This window comes from Streptomyces sp. MI02-7b, from assembly GCF_033793585.1.
Lineage (GTDB): Bacteria > Actinomycetota > Actinomycetes > Streptomycetales > Streptomycetaceae > Actinacidiphila.
The window spans coordinates 25,484-43,349 of sequence record NZ_JARAWX010000019.1 but is presented as its reverse complement, the minus strand read 5'-3'; the positions used below and the strand labels follow the sequence as shown (position 1 = coordinate 43,349).

Below are 17,866 nucleotides of genomic sequence, written 5' to 3'. Positions count from 1 at the left end.
TGTCGGGCCGGTGCGGGCGAGCTGATAGCCGACCGGTCTAGTAAACCGTAGTCGAGCGGTCGTATACTGGCAAACATGGGACGGACCAGTGATGCCAGAGAGAAGATCCTCACAGCGGCGCAATCGCTCATCGAGTTGCGGGGCTACTCGGCCCTGGGCGTGGCCGAGATCTGCAAGACGGCCGGGGTGCCCAAGGGCAGTTTCTACTACTTCTTCGAGTCCAAAGAGGCGCTCGCCCTCGCCGTGATCGACGAGCACTGGGCGATCCAGCGCGGCGACTGGACCCGCGTCCTGACCGGCGACGCGCCTCCGCTGGAGCGGCTGCGGCAGCTCTTCGAGGAGACGGAAGCGGGACAGCGGGCCGGGCAGCAGAGCTGCGGTACGGTCTCGGGCTGCATGTTCGGGAACCTCACCCTGGAGATGAGCAACCAGACCGAGGCGATCCGCGGGCGCCTGCAGGAGATCTTCGACGCCCAGGTCACGATGGTCGAGGCGGTCGTCACCGAGGCCCGCGGGCGCGGCGAGGTCGGCGTCGCCGACACCCACGAGGCGGCCCGTTCCGTGGTCGCGCAGCTGGAGGGCCAGGTGCTCTTCGCCAAGCTCTACAACAACACCTCCTCGCTCGCCGTGCTGTGGCCCAACTGCCTCGCGCTCCTCGGCGCCCGCTCTCCGCAGGTGCCTGCCGCGGCCTGACGACGGCGGCCGCGCGAAGATCCGCCGGCCTGCCCACCCCGGCCCGACGCCGCCCCCGCAAGAGGAAGAGAACATGCCCGACTCCCCCCTGACCGCCCTGGGTGCGAGCATCCCGGTCCTCGCCGCACCCATGGCCGGCGGTCCCACCACGCCCGCGCTGGTCGTCGCGGCGGCCCGCGCCGGCAGCCTCGGCTTCCTCCCCGGCGGCTACCGCACCGCGGAGGCGCTGGCCGGGCAGATCGCCGAGGTCCGTTCGACGGGCGTGGGCTTCGGGGTCAACCTCTTCGCGCCGAACCCCGTCCCGGTCGACCGGGAGGCCTTCGACCGCTACGCCCGGGCGGTCGCCCCCGACGCCCGGGCCCACGGCATCGACGTCCTGGCGGCCGGGGTCGTCGAGGACGACGACCAGTGGACACAGAAGATCGAGCTGCTGCTGTCCGACCCCGTCGCGGTGGTCAGCTTCACGTTCGGCGTGCCCGACGCACCGGTGGTCGCCGCGCTGCGCGCAGCCGGAACCCTGGTCGTCCAGACGGTCACCTCGCCGGCGGAGGCCCGCCTGGCCGCCGAGGCCGGCGCGGACGTACTGGCCGTGCAGGCATCGGCCGCGGGGGGGCATTCCGGCACACTCACCCCGCAGCGCGTCCCGGACCCCGTCTCCCTGCCCGACCTGGTCGCCGAGGTGCGGCGCACGGTGTCCCTGCCGATCGTCGCGGCCGGTGGCGCGGCGACCCCGGAGAGCGTGGCCGAGGCACTGCGGGCCGGAGCCGGGGCGGTCATGGTCGGCACCGCCCTGCTACTGGCCGACGAGGCCGGCACCTCTCGCCCCCACCGGGCCGCACTCACCGACCCGGCACGGGAAGGGACCGTGGTGACACGGGCGTTCACCGGCCGTCCCGCCCGCGCGCTGCGCAACGGGTTCACCGAACGGCACAGCGGCGCCGCCCCTCTGGGCTACCCCGCGCTGCACCACCTGACGAGCCCGATGCGCAAGGCCGCGGCCGCCGCGGGCGACCCCGAGCTGATCAACCTGTGGGCCGGCACCGGCTACCGCGAGGCCACCGCCGAGCCGGCCGGGCGGATCCTGCGCAGGCTCGCCTCGGCACGCTGAGCGGCAGGTCGGGCCCGCCCCGGCCCCCGGGTCGTGGCCCGATTCCCCGACTCGCCGTCAGGACCCTTTCCCACGCGCACCTTCGCGCAGAATTCCGGCCCCCCGGACCAGCCTTCGTACGCCCTCATTTCGTCACCGTCTTGACCGGTGACTCTTGCTCGTGCAAGGGTTACGGCGAAGCACGGCGGCGTCGTGAGCGCGGTGTCCCTCCGTCGCCGGCACGCAGATGTGAAGGAAGGTTCCACATGATCGACAGGCGCACTTTCGGCAAGGTCTTCGGCACCGGAGCGGCGGCGGTCTCACTGACCGGCGTGCCGGGACTCCCCACGGCGGCGGCCTCCGCCGCGACGCCAGGACGGCCGGAAGCCGCGCCCCGTACCGAGCGGGGCACCCGCACGTCCTTCGGACCGCTGCAGCAGATCGACGCCGGCGTCCTGAACATCGGCTACGCCGAGGCCGGCCCGGCCGACGGCCCCGCGGTCGTCCTCCTGCACGGCTGGCCGTACGACATCCACAGCTACGTCGACGTCGCGCCGCTGCTCGCGGCCGAGGGCTACCGGGTGATCGTGCCGCACCTGCGCGGCCACGGCACGACCCGCTTCCTGTCCGGCCGCGCCTTCCGGAACGCCGAACAGGCCGCCATAGCCCAGGACATCATCGCCCTCATGGACGCGCTGAGGATCGAGAAGGCGATCCTCGCCGGCTACGACTGGGGGTCGCGCACCGCCGACATCATCGCGGCGCTCCGGCCCGATCGCTGCAAGGCCCTGGTCTCCGTCACCGGCTACCTGATCACCAACCGCGAGGCCAACAAGACCCCACTGCCCCCGAAGGCGGAATGGGCGTGGTGGTACCAGTACTACTTCGCCACCGAGCGCGGCCGGCTCGGCCTCGACCAGAACCGGCACGACCTGGCGCGGCAGATCTGGCAGTTCAACTCCCCGACCTGGAACTTCGACGACGCGACGTTCGAACGCACCGCGAGGTCCTTCGAGAACCCGGACTACGTCGCCATCGTGATCCACAACTACCGCTGGCGCCTGGGCCTGGCGAGGGGTGAGAGCCGCTACGAGCTCATCGAGCGGCGGCTCGCCGCCGGCCCCGTCATCACGGTGCCCACGATCACCCTCGACGGGGAGACGGACCCCTTCACCCCGGCCGGCGACGGTGCGGCCTACCGGGGCAAGTTCGCCGGCCCGTACGCCCACCGCACGCTGAAGGGGATCGGCCACAACGTGCCGCAGGAGGCCCCGGAGGCCTTCGCCCAGGCCGTCGTCGACGTCGACGGCTTCTGACGCTACCGGCGCGGCGCGAGGGGGCCCGGCACTCGTGTCCCGGGCCCCCTCGCGCCGCGCCGGACGCGTCAGTCCTCGTCGGCGAGGATCAGATAGAGCTTCTTCCGGGCTTCGTTGACCACGGCCAGCGCCTTGTCGCGCTGCTCGGGCGTACCGGTCGCCCAGACCTGCCGGAAGGCGTCGACCAGGCCGCCGCCCGCCTTGCGGATCTCGTTCATGGCGTCCCAGTCGATGCCGCGTCCGGCTTCCTCCCAGGGGGCGTCCGGTCCTTCCGCCGCCTCGGCGCGGCCGGCCTCGGTGAGCGTGAAGAGCTTCTTGCCGCCCTCCGACTCACTGCTGATCAGACCCTCGTCCTCCAGCAACTGCAGCGTCGGGTACACCGAGCCGGGGCTCGGCTTCCACGCGCCGCCGCTGCGCTCGGCGATCTCCCGGATCATCTCGTAGCCGTGCATCGGCCGGTCCGCGAGCAGCGCGAGGATCGACGCGCGGACATCCCCGCGGCGCGCCCTCCCCCGCGGGCCGCCCCTTCCGCCCCGCCCCCCGTGCCACGGGCCGGGGCCCCATGGTCCCGGCCCGCCGAACGGCGGACCGAACGGGCCGAACGCGGCCCGCCGCCCCTCGCCGTCGTGGTTGCCACGGCCGTGATGGCCGGGCCCGAAGTGTCCATGTCCATGGGAACGCATGGTGACGCTCCTTCCACCGTTGAACGGTCGCGATGCCTCAACGATATATCGGAACGTGTCGCCTGACAAGACCGGTGGAAGGGGACGACTGTCCTGCTGACAGCGAACTCGGGCAGGTGGTCGTCGAAGTGGGGACAACGCCCTCTCGTGACACCGAAACGGGGGACAAGTCGGTTTCACCCTGGTCAAATGCACGGACACCGGCGCCGACCTTGCCTCCCAGGTCTGGAGCCTGGCAGCCGGGGTATCCCGGATACTGTCCGACCCCAGCGATCTCCTCGCCCTGCCGGCACTCGGCATCAGCTGGCGGCTGTGGGGCCGCGCCCGTTCGCAAGGGGCAGGCGCACGGGTCGTACGGTCGGCCAGAGTGATCCGAGCGAGCGTCCACCGCCGACCGCCCACCCGTGGGCCGGCGGACCGCGCTCCAGCTCCCATACCAGCCTGATGATCTGGTCCTCGCTGAGCCGAGACCGCACCGGGGAGCCCTTCGGCAGCACCCCCCGGCTTGGCCGCGCTCGCGCCAGGCTCGACGCCATCGCTCCACCGGCCGCTCGCTCACCCGCAGCGCGGCGGCGACCTCCGGGTTCTTCTGCCCTGCTTGGAAGCGTTCCACGGCCTGCAGCCGTAGCTGCTCCCGTGCGACCCTCCCCGTGTCGGTCAACCCGCCGCCCTGTGCATACTTCACGCCCCAGGGCTTCCGCAGCCGCCTGTCAACCGTGAGGCGAACCCGACATCACTCAATCAAGTTCAGTAGCGTCGCCCGTCGCTGGGATTCCTCATCGGGAGAAAGAGCTGAACCCGGGCTGAGAACGCACTTGTGGATCGACAAGATGGTCAATGAGGTAATCCGCAGCTCGTCCCCCGTGCCGCCGCTCAGCAGGCGGCGACCAGGCACAGCGCGGGTGCGGATGGCGGTGGCGTGCCGTTTGATGCGGGGGCGGCCCGGGGACGCCCGGAGGAGCTTGGCTCCGCCGGCGGTCTGGGGGGACCGCCGGCGGAGACGCCACGCCCGGAGCGGGGGGAAGGCACCGGGGGCCTCTCGGTGCGGTTGCCCCGTGAAGCACGAAGTACGCACGGCATTTCCCGAGCGTTCTTCCGGCGGGGCTCCGGCGCCCGCGAGTGCGGCACCCGGATACGGGCATAAGCTCGGCAGATGGCGAAGTACTTCGACGTGCACCCCGAGAACCCCCAGCCGCGCAGCATCGCCCAGGTCGCCGACGCGGTGCGGTCGGGAGCGCTCATCGCATACCCCACCGACTCCTGCTACGCGCTGGGCTGCCGGCTGGGCAGCAGGGACGGCATGGACCGGATCCGTTCGATCCGCCACCTCGACGACCGGCACCACTTCACGCTGATGTGCCGGGACTTCGCGCAGTTGGGCCAGTTCGTGCAGGTGGACAACGACGTGTTCCGGGCCGTGAAGGCGTCCACGCCCGGCAGCTACACCTTCATCCTCCCGGCCACCCGTGAGGTGCCGCGCAAGCTGCTGCACCCGAAGAAGAAGACCGTGGGTGTGCGCATCCCGGACCATGTGGTCACCCAGGCGCTGCTGGCCGAAATGGGCGAGCCGCTGCTGTCCAGCACACTGCTGCTGCCGGACGAGGAGGAGCCGATGACCCAGGGCTGGGAGATCAAGGACCGGCTCGATCACGTGGTGGACGCCGTGGTCGACTCCGGGGACTGCGGCACCGAGCCGACGACGGTGGTCGACTTCTCCGGCGGCGAGGCAGAGATCGTACGGCGTGGCGCGGGAGACACCTCGCGGTTCGAGTGAGGCCGCGAGGCCGGTCACGAGTGTGGGGATCTTGCGTGGCAGCTTGCAACGTACATGCAGTGCCGAGGGCGCCGGCCTCCCGCCGCTGATCCCTCAAGAGGCCTCTCAGCATGACCGCCGTACAGGGAACAGCCGTCGCCATCACGACCGAGGACGGCACCGCCTACGCGTACGTCGCCCACCCCGCGGACGGCAAGCCGCGTCCGGGCGTGCTCCTCTCCCGGGACGCCTACGGTCTGCGTCCGCAACTGAGGGCGATGGCCGCAAGGGCAGATCCACCGAGTCGGCAAGATCGTCCGACGATCTGGGGAGCAACACCGTTGCGTTTAGGTTCGTGAGCGGTTCGCGAGTCCGTGCTCGAGGAAGGTGACGGTGGTGCGGATGAAGTAGTTCTGGCCTTCGACGTGGGGACAACGCCCTTTTGCGGCACCGAAACAGGGACAAGGCAGTTTTGTGTCACCCCACTTGGGGCGACGCAACCCACCGGGTAACGGACCCCTTCTGCACAACGACCGACGACGAGGACGACATCCCCGCGGCGCACACCCGTGCGGACATCGAGCAATCCGCCCACCTACCCGATGCGCTCGACGAGGTCAGGCCGAGTGCGGGCCCCGCAGGGGGCAGTGCGGGTGTGGGACCTGGTCACCGGCCGGCCGGCCGGGGCACCGCAGACCGGCCACCTCGGCAGGGCCCCTGCTTGCGCCAGCCTCGATCGCGTCGCCATCGCGCTCGATCGCCCGCTGGGCAGGCTGCTGCCGGCTCCAGCGGCTCCGCTTCAGTCTGTGCGGTGAGCCGGTTCGAGGATGCCGACGACCGGGGGCGACCAGAGCGGTGGGGACACCTGGGCACCCGCAAATACCCGTTGATCCGGCCGCGAACGCATGAATACTGGCTGTCGTCGTCCCAGTTGATCCGGTCCGCTTCCGGCGCCTCGAACGGGACCAGTGGAAAGGCCTGCGCGAATGACCATGCACGAGGACCAAGTGGTCGTGACCACCGAAACCGTCGCGGCACTGGTCCGAGGACAGTTCCCCCAGTGGAGCGGCAAGGCGATCCGACTCCTGTCGTCGACCGGGACGGTCAACGCCGTCTTCCGCATCGGGAACGACCTCTCCGCGCGCTTCCCCCTGCGTCCCACCGATGCCGCCGAGGCACTGGCGGTTCTGGAACAGGAGGCCCGGGCGAGCGCGGAACTGGCGCGGGTGTCCCGGTTCCCCGTCCCGGAGCCCGTAGCCCTGGGAAAGCCCGGAGCGGGTTATTCCATGCCGTGGTCGGTCCAGACATGGCTGCCGGGAACGGTTGCCTCTGATGCCGACCCGGGTGGGTCGGACGCTTTTGCCGAGGACCTCGCGGCCTTCATCGCAGCTCTCCGGGAGGCCGAGACGCTGGGGCGGCGTTTCAGCGGCGGGGGCCGCGGCGGCGTTCTCGCTCATCACGACGACTGGATGGCGAAGTGCTTCGAGGAGAGCGAGGGGCTGCTCGACGTGCCCCGGTTGCGCCGGGTGTGGAGCCGCTTTCGGGAGTTGCCACGCACGGGTGCCGACGTGATGAGCCATGGCGACTTGATTCCCGGCAATGTCCTGGTCGCGGGAGACCGGCTCGGTGGCGTGCTGGACACCGGCGGCTTCGGCCCGGCCGACCCCGCGCTGGATCTGGTCAGTGCCTGGCACCTTTTGCAGCAGGGCCCGCGGGAAGTGCTCCGACAGACGCTGGCCTGCGACGATCTGGAGTGGGAGCGCGGCAAGGCCTGGGCGTTCCAACAGGCGATGGGCGTTGTCTGGTACTACGTCGAGAGCAATCCGACGATGAGCGGAATGGGGCGCCGGACGCTCGACCGCATTCTGGAGTCGATGGAGTGATGCCGGCCCGGGGGATGCCCGCGGGACTCCGGCCGGGCCGCTGTGACGACCTGCCGCCATGCCTTGGCGCACGCGGGAACAGGCGGGTCGTCAGTACCGGCACCGACATGGGCTGCGACACGGACCATGAGGTGACGGTCATTCAGCGCGGTCGGCCCGGGCGGCACCGGGTACGGGTCGGGATTCCCGAGACGAAGTTCTCGATCGCCGCGCCTGTGATCTCGACGACGACGGCGTCTTCCGCGTCGCCGGGCAGATGGATCCGGTCCGCTTCGTCGCGCAAGAGCGGGGGACGATCGGTCAGGATGACGGCGGCACGGAGTCGGTCGACCAGTTCGGCCACGATGTCGAAGAACTGCCCCGGCGGGAAACGGCCGACAGCGATGCAGACACCGTTGAAGTCCGCCTGGACCTCGTAGCCGTCGGCGGTCCGGATCAGCACATCCCCGAAGTCCTCGTCGGCGGCCACGACGTACGGTCCAAGCACCTCCCGCACGACCTCGGCATCCAGAGGTTCCGGCTCCCCGTTCACGAACCGGAGTATGAACACCGTGCGGCTCATGGTGTGACCTCCACTCAGAACCGGCATCATTGCGTATCAGGCTCTGCCGCGCCTGGTGACAGGCCTGGTCAACACCCCGCTGTGGCAGGGATTCACCAGGAGCAACCCGGAGGCCGCGAGCGCCCTCCTCGGCCGGCAGCCGACCGGCCGCGCCGCCGACGAGTCGGAGATCGCCGCGTTCGCCGCCTTCCTGCTCAGCGACGAGAGCCCGTTCATCACCGGCGCGGCTCTCGCCATCGACGGCGGCCTGACCGCCGGCTTCTGAGCCGGCGGCCGGTCCGGCCGGCCTCAGGAGCGCAGGGCGTCGACGGGTTCCATGCGGGACGCCCGCAGTGACGGGTAGAGGCCGGCCAGGAGTCCGACGAGGGCTCCGGCGACCGGGGCCCCGAGGGCGAGGCGTACGTCGAGGACGGGGGTCCAGTCCCTGATGGCGGAGACGGCCACCACGACCACCATGCCCAGGACGGCGCCGATGACGCCGCCGAGGAGGCCGATGGTCGTCGACTCCACCAGGAACTGGCCGGCGATCTGCCGTCGTGAGGCGCCGAGGGCGCGGCGCAGTCCGATCTCGCCGATCCGCTCCATGACCGTCACCAGCGTCACGTTGGCGATGCCGATGGCCCCGACGACCAGCGAGACCAGTCCGAGGACCAGGAACAGGCCGTTGACGTCGCCCTGCACTCCCTTGCGTGCCTTCGCCGGGTCGGGCGGCGCGGTGACCGAGAGGGCGTCCTCGGATCCCGGGGCCAGCGCGATCGGTGCCTGGTGGGCGACCTGCTGCGCCGCGCCGAGCGCGGTGTTGATCAGGACCCGGGTCACCGATCCCAGGCCGAGTTGGTCCTCGGCCGTCGTGGGCGGCAGGATCACCGAGGCGGCGAGCTGCTGTTCGCGCTCGGCTCCGCCGAGGATGCCGATCACGGTGTAGGCCTGGCCCTTGAGGAAGACCGCCGGGGAGTCGCGCACCGAGCTGATGCCCAGCAGTCGTGCGGCCTGGTCGCCGAGGACCGCCACCCGGTCGTGCCGGGTGATGTCCCCGGCGTCGAAGAAGCGCCCGGCGGCCATGGTGCCGTGCACGGCGGCGGGCAGCGTGGGGGACGCGGCGAGGACGCCCAGGGTCTGGCCGGTGAGGTCACCGGGGGCCACCACGTCGTTCGCGCGCACTTCGACGTTCGCGGTGGCCTGGGAGTCGGCGATCGCGGCGGCCGATACGACTCCGGCCAGCCGGCGGACCGCGTCGACTCCCGACCAGTCCACGAGCGGGACGGGGTCGGCCGAGGGAGGCGGCGGGGGTACGGCGACGGTGACCGAGGTGGCGGTGAGGGCGTCGAAGCGGCCCACGATCTGGTTGCCCGCCGTGGCCGAGACCCCGATGGTGATGACCAGGGTGGTGATGCCCAGAACGGTGCCCAGGGTGGTCAGGGCGGAGCGCATCGGACGGGCGAGCACCCCCGCCAGGGCCTCGGTCCACAGGTCCCGGAAGTCCATCCAGGGACGCTCGATGCCCCGGCGACCGCGCGTGCTCCTTCCGCGACGCCGCGCACCTCCCGGCCGAGGGGTGTGCCGAGAGCCCGCGGAGGGGTCGGCGGTCGGTGTGCCCACACGGTTCACCAGTTCGAGGACGCGTGCTCTGGCCCGGAGTTGGGTCCTCATCGGTTCTCCTCGGTGAGCCGTCCGTCGCGGATCCGCACCCGGCGGTCGGCCCGCTTGCTGACCGCGTCCTCATGGGTGATCACGACGAGCGTCATTCCCTGCTCGCTCAGTCGGTCGAAGAGGCCGAGCACCGACTCGGTGTTCTCACTGTCGAGGTTGCCGGTCGGCTCGTCGCACAGCAGCAGGGCGGGCTCGCTCATCAGCGCCCGGGCGATCGCGACCCGTTGCCGCTCACCACCGGAGAGCCGGTCCGGCCGGAAGCCGATCCGGTGCGCCAGGCCCACCCGTTCCAGCACCTCCTCGGCCCTGGCACGGCGGCCGGCGCGGCCGCGACCGGGCCGCGGCCGGCGGTAGGCCTCGGCGAGCATGACGTTCTCGTCCACGGTGCGGTACGGCAGCAGGTGGAAGGACTGGAAGACGAATCCGATCCGGCTGCCGCGCAGCGACGTGCGCTCCAGGTCGCCGAGCGCCTTGGTCTCCACCCCGTCGAGCCAGTAGGCGCCGGAGGTGGGACGGTCCAGCAGGCCCAGGGTGTTGAGCAGGGTCGACTTGCCGGAACCGGACGGGCCGACGATCGACAGGTGCTCGCCGCGCCGGACGGCCAGGTTCACGTCCCGCAGGGCGTGCACGGGCGGCTCGGAGTCGAAGGTCCGGTCGACGGAGACCAGTTGGATGACGGTGTCGGCGTCGGGCACGACAGGCGCCGGCGATCCGCTCACTGCCCGACCACCACGTAATCGCCCGCCTTGAGGGCGTCGCCGGTCGGCGCGACCTCCACCTGCCCCTGCGCGGACAGACCCGCCTTGACGGGGACGTCCACCACCTCGCCGCCGCGCCGGACCTGCACCCGGGCCTTCCCGTCGGCCGAGGTGTGGAGCGCGGCGACGGGCACCGTGAGCACCTCGCCGTCCGACGCACCCACCTTGATGGTCACCTTCGCGGACTCGTTGGCGTTCTTGGCCAGTTCTCCCGACGGGAGGGAGATCTGCACCGGCACGGGGGCCGACGCGTCGCCGCTCCCGCCGCCCGAGGTGCCGCCCGAGTCCGTGCCGGCCCCCGCGTCGTTCTTCGGCACATCGTCGCCGAGCGCGACCAGTTCCCCCTCCGCCGTCTTGCCGTCGGGGGTCTCCACCTGCGCTTTCATGCCCTTGTGCAGCAGCTTGGCGTCGTTGCCGGGCACGACGGCCTGCACCACGACCCGCGAGCTGGTCACCGTGCCGACCGGTCCTGACGGTGTGTCACCGAGCTTCACGGACACCTTGTCCAGCCGCGCCGGGAGATCCGGCAGGAAGATCACCTCACCCGCGGGGACCTTGGTCCCGTAGCCGGCCTGGAAGGCCGACAGCGCGGAGTTGGCCGCGTCCAGCTGCTGCTGTGCCGCCTTGCGCTGCAGCTTTCCGGCTTCACCACCGGTGTCCGTACCGTCGCCCGGGTCCGTCGCCGCGAGGACCGCCTGCTGGGCCGCGGTCACGGCCGCCTCCAGCGTTCCCAGCTGCTGCTTGTCCGCGATGCCGGGCTCCTCCGCGCGAAAGCCCTTGCTCCGGTACCAGCGGCTCACCGCCACGGCGTCCTGCTGCCCGAAGGTCCCGGTGACCGTGCCGAAGGAGAAGCCGAGCCGCTTCAGCGCCTGCTGGAGCTGCTTGACGTCGTCCCCCGACGTACCGGGGCCCAGCGTGCGGTACATCGGGACGGATCCGCGCAGCACCAGGACCGGCCTGCCGCTGACCTGCATCAGCACGTCGCCCTCCTTCACCTCCGACCCGGCGACCGGCAGCCTGGTGACCCGCTGGACGACCCCGTCGTCGGCCCCCGGCCCCCCGGAGCCCGAATCCGGCGAGCCGACCGGCCCGGCCAGGGAGAGGCTCTGCGGCGAGGCGAACTCCACCGAGCCCTGCGCCACCACGCTCGCGGTCAGCGACCGCCGTTCGACCGCGACCGTGACCGGCTCGGCCTTCGGCGGCCGGTGCGCGGCAGCCGCATCCGCCGGTGACTGCATCTGCGATCCGGCGAACCATCCGCCCGCGCCCACCAGCCCCACCGCGACGACGATGCTCCCCAACCGCTTGCGCCGGCTGCTCTCGCCCTTGTGCCGCCGCATCACCCGGCACCGCCACCGATGGCGGCCGGGGCCTTGAAGAACTTCGGGAAGAAGGCGGCCCGGAACGCCTTGCCGCACTCCAGGTCCTGCATCGCCAGGGCGATGTCCTTGGTGAGCAGCGGCAGAGCCTCGGCCTTGCCGATGGGCTCGATGGGGGTCCCGTCGGGGTTCAGCGCCGCGGCGCCGGCACCGGCGCCGACGGGGGCCGACACGTTCGCCTGGAGCTTCACCATCTCCCCGATGCTGGTCGGCTGCGTGGTCGTGACGGGGATGCCGTCCTTCCGCAGGCACGAGGCGTACGACTGCGCCAGCGTGATCAGCTTCGGATCACCGTTGAGGGCCTGCCCGTTCGCCTGCATCCGCGTCGCGGTCTCTTCGCTGCGCTGCTGGGGCGTCGTCGATCCGTAGACCTGTTTGTCGGCCGTTCCCTGGCAACCGGTCCAGTCCTTCGCACCGGTCTTCGGGTCCGGAGGGCCACCCAGCGCCTTCTCGTAGGCGGTCCTCTGCTCGGGGGTGAGCGTGGCGACGTAGTCCGCGTGGACGGTGTCGGTCGAGTCCTTCCGGGACGCATTGCTGCCGGGCGCCTGGGGGTCGTCGGGGTAGACGGCGGCCGAGTAGATGCCGAAGCCGTACTTCTGCCGCTGCTTCTTCGTCAGCTGGTAGTCGGCCCCGTCGGTGGCCCAGGAGGCCGCGGGATCCTCGGGCGCCACGGGTGTGTAGGTGAACCCCTGCTTCTTCATGCAGGCCGCGATCGAATTCTCCACGAGGTACTGCTTCTTGAGGTCCGCACTCGCGTCGGCGGGAGCCTCGAGCTGCCCCGACGCGGCCGCCGGGTCCCTCCCGTCGCCCGCCGTCCGGGACGCGGCCTCGCTACCGCAGGCCGCCAGCAGAGGCAGCAGACTCACCGCTACGGCCAGTTTCCGAGCGGCGCGGGATCCGGACATGTCTCTTCCTCCGAAGGTGAGGCGCACCGGGACCGGCGCACCGTGGGAGTCACTCGACGGCCTCGACGGCCGGAGCGTTGTCACTGGCGTCCACCCTGGTGCCCGCACGTGATGGCTGTCGGCCCGGACCATGACCAAGCTGTAACGCCGGTTCACGGCACGTGCGGTCCGGAGACGTAATGACCGCTCTTGTCGTACGGCCAGGCGTTGGCGACGCATCCGTGCAGGCCCTTGATCTGCTGCATCATGACGGGGGCGAGCTGGCCGGGACCCGCGCAGGTCATGTGCGTGAGGCCCAGGGAGTGCCCCATCTCGTGGTTGATGATCAGCGCCCGGTAGTCGTGGATCGGGCCGTCGAACGTGGGCGAGCCCTTGACCCAGCGCTTGAGGTTGACCACCACTCCGCCGGGGATCTCGCAGTTGTACTCGCCGTGGGTGTCCTGGTGGATCCCCGCCCAGCACAGGGCGTCCGCCGTCCCCGCTGTCGCGATCTTGATCATGAGGTCGTACGACTCCCCCGCGCCCACCAGGCGGAACGAGTTGTTCCCACTGTGCGTCCAGCCCCGGGGGGCGGCGAGTATGTCGGCGATCTCCTGCGCCGCCTCGTCCGGCGAGACGTCGAGCCCGGTCTCGACCTGGACCGCGTAGCGGATCAGATGCGCGCCGCGACCGACCTTCGCGCCACCGGCACGCGCGGTGGTGAACGTGCCGCTGCCTGTCGCGGGAACCGCGATCTCGGTGGGGCTCGGCGTCGGGGTGGGCGTCGGCGTCGGCGTGGGGGGCGGCGTGGGCGAGTGCGTGAGGTGCGCCACGCGCCGCGGCTGCGGCGCGTGGCTCGACGCGTCGCTCTGCCCGCCGCCCAGGAAGAACATCCCGGAGCCGAGCAGGCCGAGCGCCACCAGCGCCATGAGCAGATAACGCCCGGCCCGGCGGCGCGGACGGCCCCGGCGGTGGGAGGTCCGGCGACGGCTGCCGCGGTGGGACGGCGCCTGCCTGCCGCCGCGGCGGGAGGCCGCGGCACTGCCGATGGGTGGTGCGGATTCCCGCTCTCGTGCCGAATGCATGGCAGCTCAAAATGGTCATTTCACATGATGGCCATGGGTTCGGAAAGTCACGAAAGGGTAACGAGTGGCCCCCTCTATGACCCTTCTGTAACAGGTCCCAGGAGGGGCCATTCGGCACGGCGGTCACCGAACGCGGTCTGCGTACACTGTCGGCGTGTCGCGAGTCCTTATTGTCGAAGACGACCCAGATGTCCGTAACGCCGTCCAGTTGGCGCTGCGGCACCAGGGGCACGAGGTTTTCGCCGCCGCATCGGGTGAGGCGGGGCTGGAACAGCTCCGCCCCTTCCGTCCGGACGTCGTCGTGCTCGACCTCATGCTGCCCGGGATGTCCGGCCTCGACGTGTGCCGGCGGATCAGGAACCGCGACCAGGTGCCGATCATCATGGTGACCGCCAAGGGGGACGACATCGACGTGGTCGTGGGGCTGGAGGCCGGCGCCGACGACTACGTGGTCAAGCCCGTGCAGGCACGGGTGCTCGACGCACGAATACGGGCGGTGCTCCGCCGGCAGGACACCGGGTTCGCCGACGGCGTCCGGCCCAGGGCGGAGGCGCACGGCGAGCTGGTCATCGACCGCGCCGGGCTCGTGGTGACCCACCGCGGTGCACCCGTCGCGCTGGCCCCCTCCGAACTCCGGCTGCTGCTGACGCTGTCGGCCTCGCCCGGTCAGGTGTTCAGCCGCCAGCAACTGCTGGAGGCGGTCTGGGAGCACAGCTACCACGGCGACATACGGCTCGTGGACGCCTGCGTGAAGCGCCTGCGCAACAAGGTCGGCGAGCTGGGCGGGGATCCCCAGTACATCCAGACCGTCCGCGGCTTCGGCTACCGGTTCGTCTCCCCGTGAGCGCCCGCTTCCGGGCACTCCTGGCACGCGTGCCCCTTCCGTTGCGCGGACTGCGCGCCCGTCTGGTGGTCGCCTTCGCCCTGGTGGCCGTGGCCAGCGCCCTGAGCACCGGCGCCCTCGCCTTCCGCGAGGCCCGGACGGGGGTGCTCCAGCAGAGCCAGGACTCCGTCATCCAGCAGTTCCGCAAGAGTGTCGACGACGTGGCCGCCTACACTCCCATGGCGCCCGACCAGTCCGCCCTGCAGGTGGCGGTCAACCAGGTGCTCTTCGCCCACCAGCAGGAAGGCTGGCGGGTCATGGCCACGTACGGCGGCACTCGCGCATGGGCGCCGAGCGCGGACTTCGACAGGCTGAGTCCGGAGCTGCTCCGGTCCGTGCGGACCACCCGTGCGGCGGTGTTCCAGCGGGTGAGCGCCGACGGTCAGCCCTTTCTCGTCGTCGGCATGCCGGTCACCTACACCGCCGCCGGGGCCAAGGAGGCCCGGCTCTCGGGGGTGGTGATGTACCTGGTGGTGCCGCAGGACACCGAACAGGGCTATGTCAGGGCGATGGTGAGCGGCATCGAGCGCGCCACCCTGGTGGCACTGTGTCTGGCCGTCGTGCTGGCGCTGCTGGCCGCGAGCGGCGTGCTCCGCCCCGTGCGGGCGTTGCGCCGGGCGACGCGCCGGATGGCCGAGGGGCATCTCGACGTCCGGCTGGCCGTCAACGGTTCCGACGAACTGGCGGACCTCTCGCAGTCCTTCAACGACACAGCGGCCGCGCTGGAGCAGTCGGTCGCGGAGCTGCGCCGCCTGGAGGCCCAGGCGCGTCGTTTCGCCGCGGACGTCTCCCATGAGCTGCGGACCCCTCTGACCGCGATGTCGGCGCTGACCGACGTGCTGGACGAGAACGCGCTGCGCCACGACCGGGAGACCGGCGACGCGCTAAGGCTCATCAGCGAGGGGACCATCCGGCTGAGCGGGCTGGTGGAGGACCTGATGGAGATCTCCCGATTCGACGCGGGTGCGGTCGAACTCAACCTGGACGAGGTCGACTTGGCCGAGTCCGTACGCCGCACCCTCGCCTCCCGGGGATGGCAGGACCAGGTGGAGGCCTACCTGCCCGCGCCAGGCGTGCTCCGGGCGCGCGTGGATCCGCGCAGGCTCGACGTCGTCATGGCCAACCTGGTGGGCAACGCGCTGCGGCACGGGGCGCCTCCGGTGCGGCTGACCATGGACGTGAGGAAGGAGCGAACGGGCGTGGCATGGGCCGTCATCGAGGTGACCGACAGCGGGCCGGGGATCACCGAGGAGGCCATGCCGCACATCTTCGAGCGCTTCTACAAGGCCAGCACCACACGGACCAGAAGTGAGAGCAGCGGGCTGGGCCTGGCCATCACGGCGGAGAACGTGCGCCTGCACGGGGGCCGGATCAGCGCGGCCAACCTTCCCTGGGGCGGGGCGGCCTTCACCGTCGAACTCCCTCTGCACCGCGACTCCGCGGCCGCCGACGACATCGCGGGCGGTGCCCGGTGAAGGCCGCGCGCGCCTGCGCGCTGCTGACCGGGCTCACGGCCGCACTCACACTGGCGGCGTGCGGTGTCCCCCCGTCCGGCGTCATCCAGGCAGGCCCGGCGGCGAGCGGTATCTTCTCCCCCGGTGCGCAGCCCGCGTCGCCGGCCGTCGTTCCCCTCTACTTCCTGCGCAAGGGCGAACTGGCGCCCTATCTGCGCAAGGTCGGCGACTCCAGGGACATCGGCGGCCTCCTGAGCTCGCTGTTCGACGGACCGAGTGGATACGAGTCCGCGACGGCTTCCACCGAACTGCCACGTCTGCGAGAGACCCCCAAGGTGGCGATCGGCGAGGACGACATCGTGTCCGTGCAGCTCCTCGACAGGGACGTCCCGCCCTTCAGCCACCTGGCCATGCGGCAGCTGGCCTGCACCGTGACCCGTGCGATCACGCCGGCTGGGGCGCTCGTCTCGGACGTCGGTGGGAGCGGCGGCGCGATGGCTCCATCGGTCGACGCGCAGCACTCCTCCGTGCTCAAGGGCGTCCGCGTGCTGGGCGGCGGATGGACGAGGACGCAGTCGGGCGACTCGTGTCCCGGCAGTCCGCTGCAGTAGGCGCCGCCCCGCCCGCACGAGGCGACCGGCCTCGCTCCGTCAGCGCCGCCTGAGGGTGTTGAGCCGCGCGGCCTGGCGAGTCAGGTGATCGCGCTCGGCGAGGTTGGGCGCCTTCTGGGCCGCCTCGGCATACAGCCGTGCGGCCGTCGCGAGGTCGCCGTCGCGCGCGTGGAGATGGGCCGCCACCGCGGTGTGGCGCGGCAGAACGTCGTCCAGCGCCGCGAGCGCCGCCAGCCCGGCGCGCGGTCCGTCGGCCTCGCCGACGGCGACCGCGCGGTTGAGCCGGACGACCGGGCTGTCGGTCAGGCGCACGAGCTCGTCGTACCACTCGACGATCTGCACCCAGTCGGTCTCCCCGGCGGTTCGCGCGTCGGCGTGGAGCGCCGCGATGGCGGCCTGGGCCTGGAACTCGCCCAGCCGGTCGCGGGCGAGGGCCGCCTGCAGGATCACGACACCCTCGGCGATCGCCGCGGTGTCCCACCGGCCGCGGTCCTGCTCGGCGAGCGGCACCAGGCTGCCGTCGGACGCGGTCCGGGAGGCGCGCCGGGCGTGGTGGAGCAGCATCAGGGCGAGCAGTCCCGCCACTTCGGGGTGGTCGATCGCGGCGGCGAGCTGCCGGGTCAGCCGGATTGCCTCCGCGGCGAGGTCGACGTCGCCGGAGTAGCCCTCGTTGAAGACCAGGTACAGGACGCGCAGCACGGTGGCGACGTCGCCGGGCTGATCGAGGCGCACGCCGGAGACGGTGCGCTTGGCCCGGCTGATCCGCTGCGCCATGGTCGCCTCGGGCACCAGGTAGGCCCGGGCGATCTGGCGGGTGGTGAGCCCGCCCACGGCGCGCAGCGTGAGCGCCACGGCGGACGACGGCGTCAGCGAGGGGTGGGCGCACAGGAAGTACAGCTGGAGGGTGTCGTCCGCCGCGGGGGCGGGCCCGGGTGCCGGCTCGTCGCCGACGAGGTCCTCACGCCGGCGGCGGGCGGCATCCGAGCGGGTGGCGTCGAGGAACTTGCGCCAGGCCACGGTGACCAGCCAGCCCTTCGCGTCCCGCGGCGGGTCGGCCGGCCAGACGCGGACCGCCTCGACCAGTGCGTCCTGCACGGCGTCCTCGGCCGCCGCGAAGTCGGCCCCGCGGCGGACGAGGACGGCGAGGACGCTCGGCGTGAGGCTCCGGACCGGGGCCTCGTGCAT

General features: G+C 71.6%; 18 protein-coding genes. 9 read left to right on the top strand and 9 right to left on the bottom strand.

From position 1 onward, the window contains the following. The first annotated feature begins 75 nt into the window (after positions 1-75). From PV364_RS27930 to PV364_RS27920, 3 genes are all read left to right on the top strand, one after another. On the top strand, positions 76-693 hold the full coding sequence (locus tag PV364_RS27930) for a TetR/AcrR family transcriptional regulator (protein WP_319663127.1): 618 nt from the start codon (positions 76-78) through the stop codon (positions 691-693). Positions 694-766: 73 nt separating this feature from the next. Continuing rightward, positions 767-1,801, top strand: a complete 1,035-nt coding sequence (locus PV364_RS27925; RefSeq protein WP_319663126.1) for a nitronate monooxygenase — start codon at positions 767-769, stop codon at positions 1,799-1,801. Positions 1,802-2,046: 245 nt separating this feature from the next. Further along, entirely contained in the window at positions 2,047-3,096 is a 1,050-nt protein-coding gene (locus tag PV364_RS27920) for an alpha/beta hydrolase (RefSeq protein WP_319663125.1), read from the top strand. Positions 3,097-3,164: 68 nt separating this feature from the next. Here the strand turns inward: PV364_RS27920 and PV364_RS27915 are convergent, their stop codons facing one another. Beyond that, entirely contained in the window at positions 3,165-3,779 is a 615-nt protein-coding gene (locus tag PV364_RS27915) for a PadR family transcriptional regulator (protein ID WP_319663123.1), read from the bottom strand. A gap of 37 nt (positions 3,780-3,816) precedes the next feature. Next, complete coding sequence (locus PV364_RS27910; protein ID WP_319663264.1) at positions 3,817-4,392, bottom strand: helix-turn-helix domain-containing protein; 576 nt, start codon at positions 4,390-4,392, stop codon at positions 3,817-3,819. 540 nt (positions 4,393-4,932) lie between these two features. Between PV364_RS27910 and PV364_RS27905 the strand changes: the two genes are divergently transcribed. Further along, a complete protein-coding gene (locus PV364_RS27905; RefSeq protein ID WP_319663122.1) occupies positions 4,933-5,553 on the top strand; it encodes an L-threonylcarbamoyladenylate synthase in 621 nt (206 codons plus the stop codon). A 965-nt stretch (positions 5,554-6,518) separates the two neighbouring features. Next, positions 6,519-7,415: an aminoglycoside phosphotransferase family protein gene (locus PV364_RS27895; RefSeq protein ID WP_319663121.1), complete on the top strand. Its 897-nt coding sequence runs from the start codon at positions 6,519-6,521 to the stop codon at positions 7,413-7,415. Positions 7,416-7,557: 142 nt separating this feature from the next. Here the strand turns inward: PV364_RS27895 and PV364_RS27890 are convergent, their stop codons facing one another. Then, on the bottom strand, positions 7,558-7,947 hold the full coding sequence (locus PV364_RS27890) for a hypothetical protein (RefSeq protein WP_319663120.1): 390 nt from the start codon (positions 7,945-7,947) through the stop codon (positions 7,558-7,560). Positions 7,948-8,032: 85 nt separating this feature from the next. On the opposite strand from PV364_RS27890, the gene PV364_RS27885 reads away from it, so the two are divergent. Continuing rightward, positions 8,033-8,242: an SDR family oxidoreductase gene (locus tag PV364_RS27885; protein WP_319663119.1), complete on the top strand. Its 210-nt coding sequence runs from the start codon at positions 8,033-8,035 to the stop codon at positions 8,240-8,242. Positions 8,243-8,265: 23 nt separating this feature from the next. Here the strand turns inward: PV364_RS27885 and PV364_RS27880 are convergent, their stop codons facing one another. The 5 genes from PV364_RS27880 to PV364_RS27860 all read right to left on the bottom strand — a co-directional run bounded on the left by PV364_RS27880 (position 8,266) and on the right by PV364_RS27860 (position 13,733). After that, positions 8,266-9,462, bottom strand: coding sequence for an ABC transporter permease (locus PV364_RS27880; protein WP_319663118.1), 1,197 nt, complete (start codon positions 9,460-9,462; stop codon positions 8,266-8,268). Positions 9,463-9,623: 161 nt separating this feature from the next. After that, on the bottom strand, positions 9,624-10,346 hold the full coding sequence (locus PV364_RS27875) for an ABC transporter ATP-binding protein (protein ID WP_319663117.1): 723 nt from the start codon (positions 10,344-10,346) through the stop codon (positions 9,624-9,626). Beyond that, positions 10,343-11,725, bottom strand: coding sequence for a peptidoglycan-binding protein (locus PV364_RS27870; RefSeq protein ID WP_319663116.1), 1,383 nt, complete (start codon positions 11,723-11,725; stop codon positions 10,343-10,345). Before PV364_RS27870 ends, PV364_RS27875 begins: the two co-directional genes overlap by 4 nt. Beyond that, entirely contained in the window at positions 11,725-12,669 is a 945-nt protein-coding gene (locus PV364_RS27865; protein ID WP_319663114.1) for a hypothetical protein, read from the bottom strand. Before PV364_RS27865 ends, PV364_RS27870 begins: the two co-directional genes overlap by 1 nt. A 152-nt stretch (positions 12,670-12,821) precedes the next feature. After that, a complete protein-coding gene (locus PV364_RS27860) occupies positions 12,822-13,733 on the bottom strand; it encodes a DUF3152 domain-containing protein (RefSeq protein WP_319663113.1) in 912 nt (303 codons plus the stop codon). Between the two features lie 154 nt (positions 13,734-13,887). On the opposite strand from PV364_RS27860, the gene PV364_RS27855 reads away from it, so the two are divergent. From PV364_RS27855 to PV364_RS27845, 3 genes are read left to right on the top strand one after another with little or no spacing between them, the layout of a single operon-like run. Then, positions 13,888-14,577, top strand: coding sequence for a response regulator transcription factor (locus tag PV364_RS27855; protein ID WP_319663112.1), 690 nt, complete (start codon positions 13,888-13,890; stop codon positions 14,575-14,577). After that, positions 14,574-16,091, top strand: a complete 1,518-nt coding sequence (locus PV364_RS27850) for a HAMP domain-containing sensor histidine kinase (protein WP_319663111.1) — start codon at positions 14,574-14,576, stop codon at positions 16,089-16,091. Before PV364_RS27855 ends, PV364_RS27850 begins: the two co-directional genes overlap by 4 nt. Further along, positions 16,088-16,681 carry a hypothetical protein gene (locus tag PV364_RS27845; RefSeq protein WP_319663110.1) on the top strand — a complete coding sequence of 198 codons (594 nt, stop codon included), beginning with the start codon at positions 16,088-16,090 and terminating at the stop codon, positions 16,679-16,681. Before PV364_RS27850 ends, PV364_RS27845 begins: the two co-directional genes overlap by 4 nt. Before the next feature lie 39 nt (positions 16,682-16,720). Here PV364_RS27845 and PV364_RS27840 read toward each other — a convergent pair whose 3' ends face one another. Next, the gene (locus PV364_RS27840) at positions 16,721-17,866 is read right to left on the bottom strand and encodes an RNA polymerase sigma factor (RefSeq protein WP_319663262.1); all 1,146 of its coding nucleotides are present in this window, start codon (positions 17,864-17,866) and stop codon (positions 16,721-16,723) included.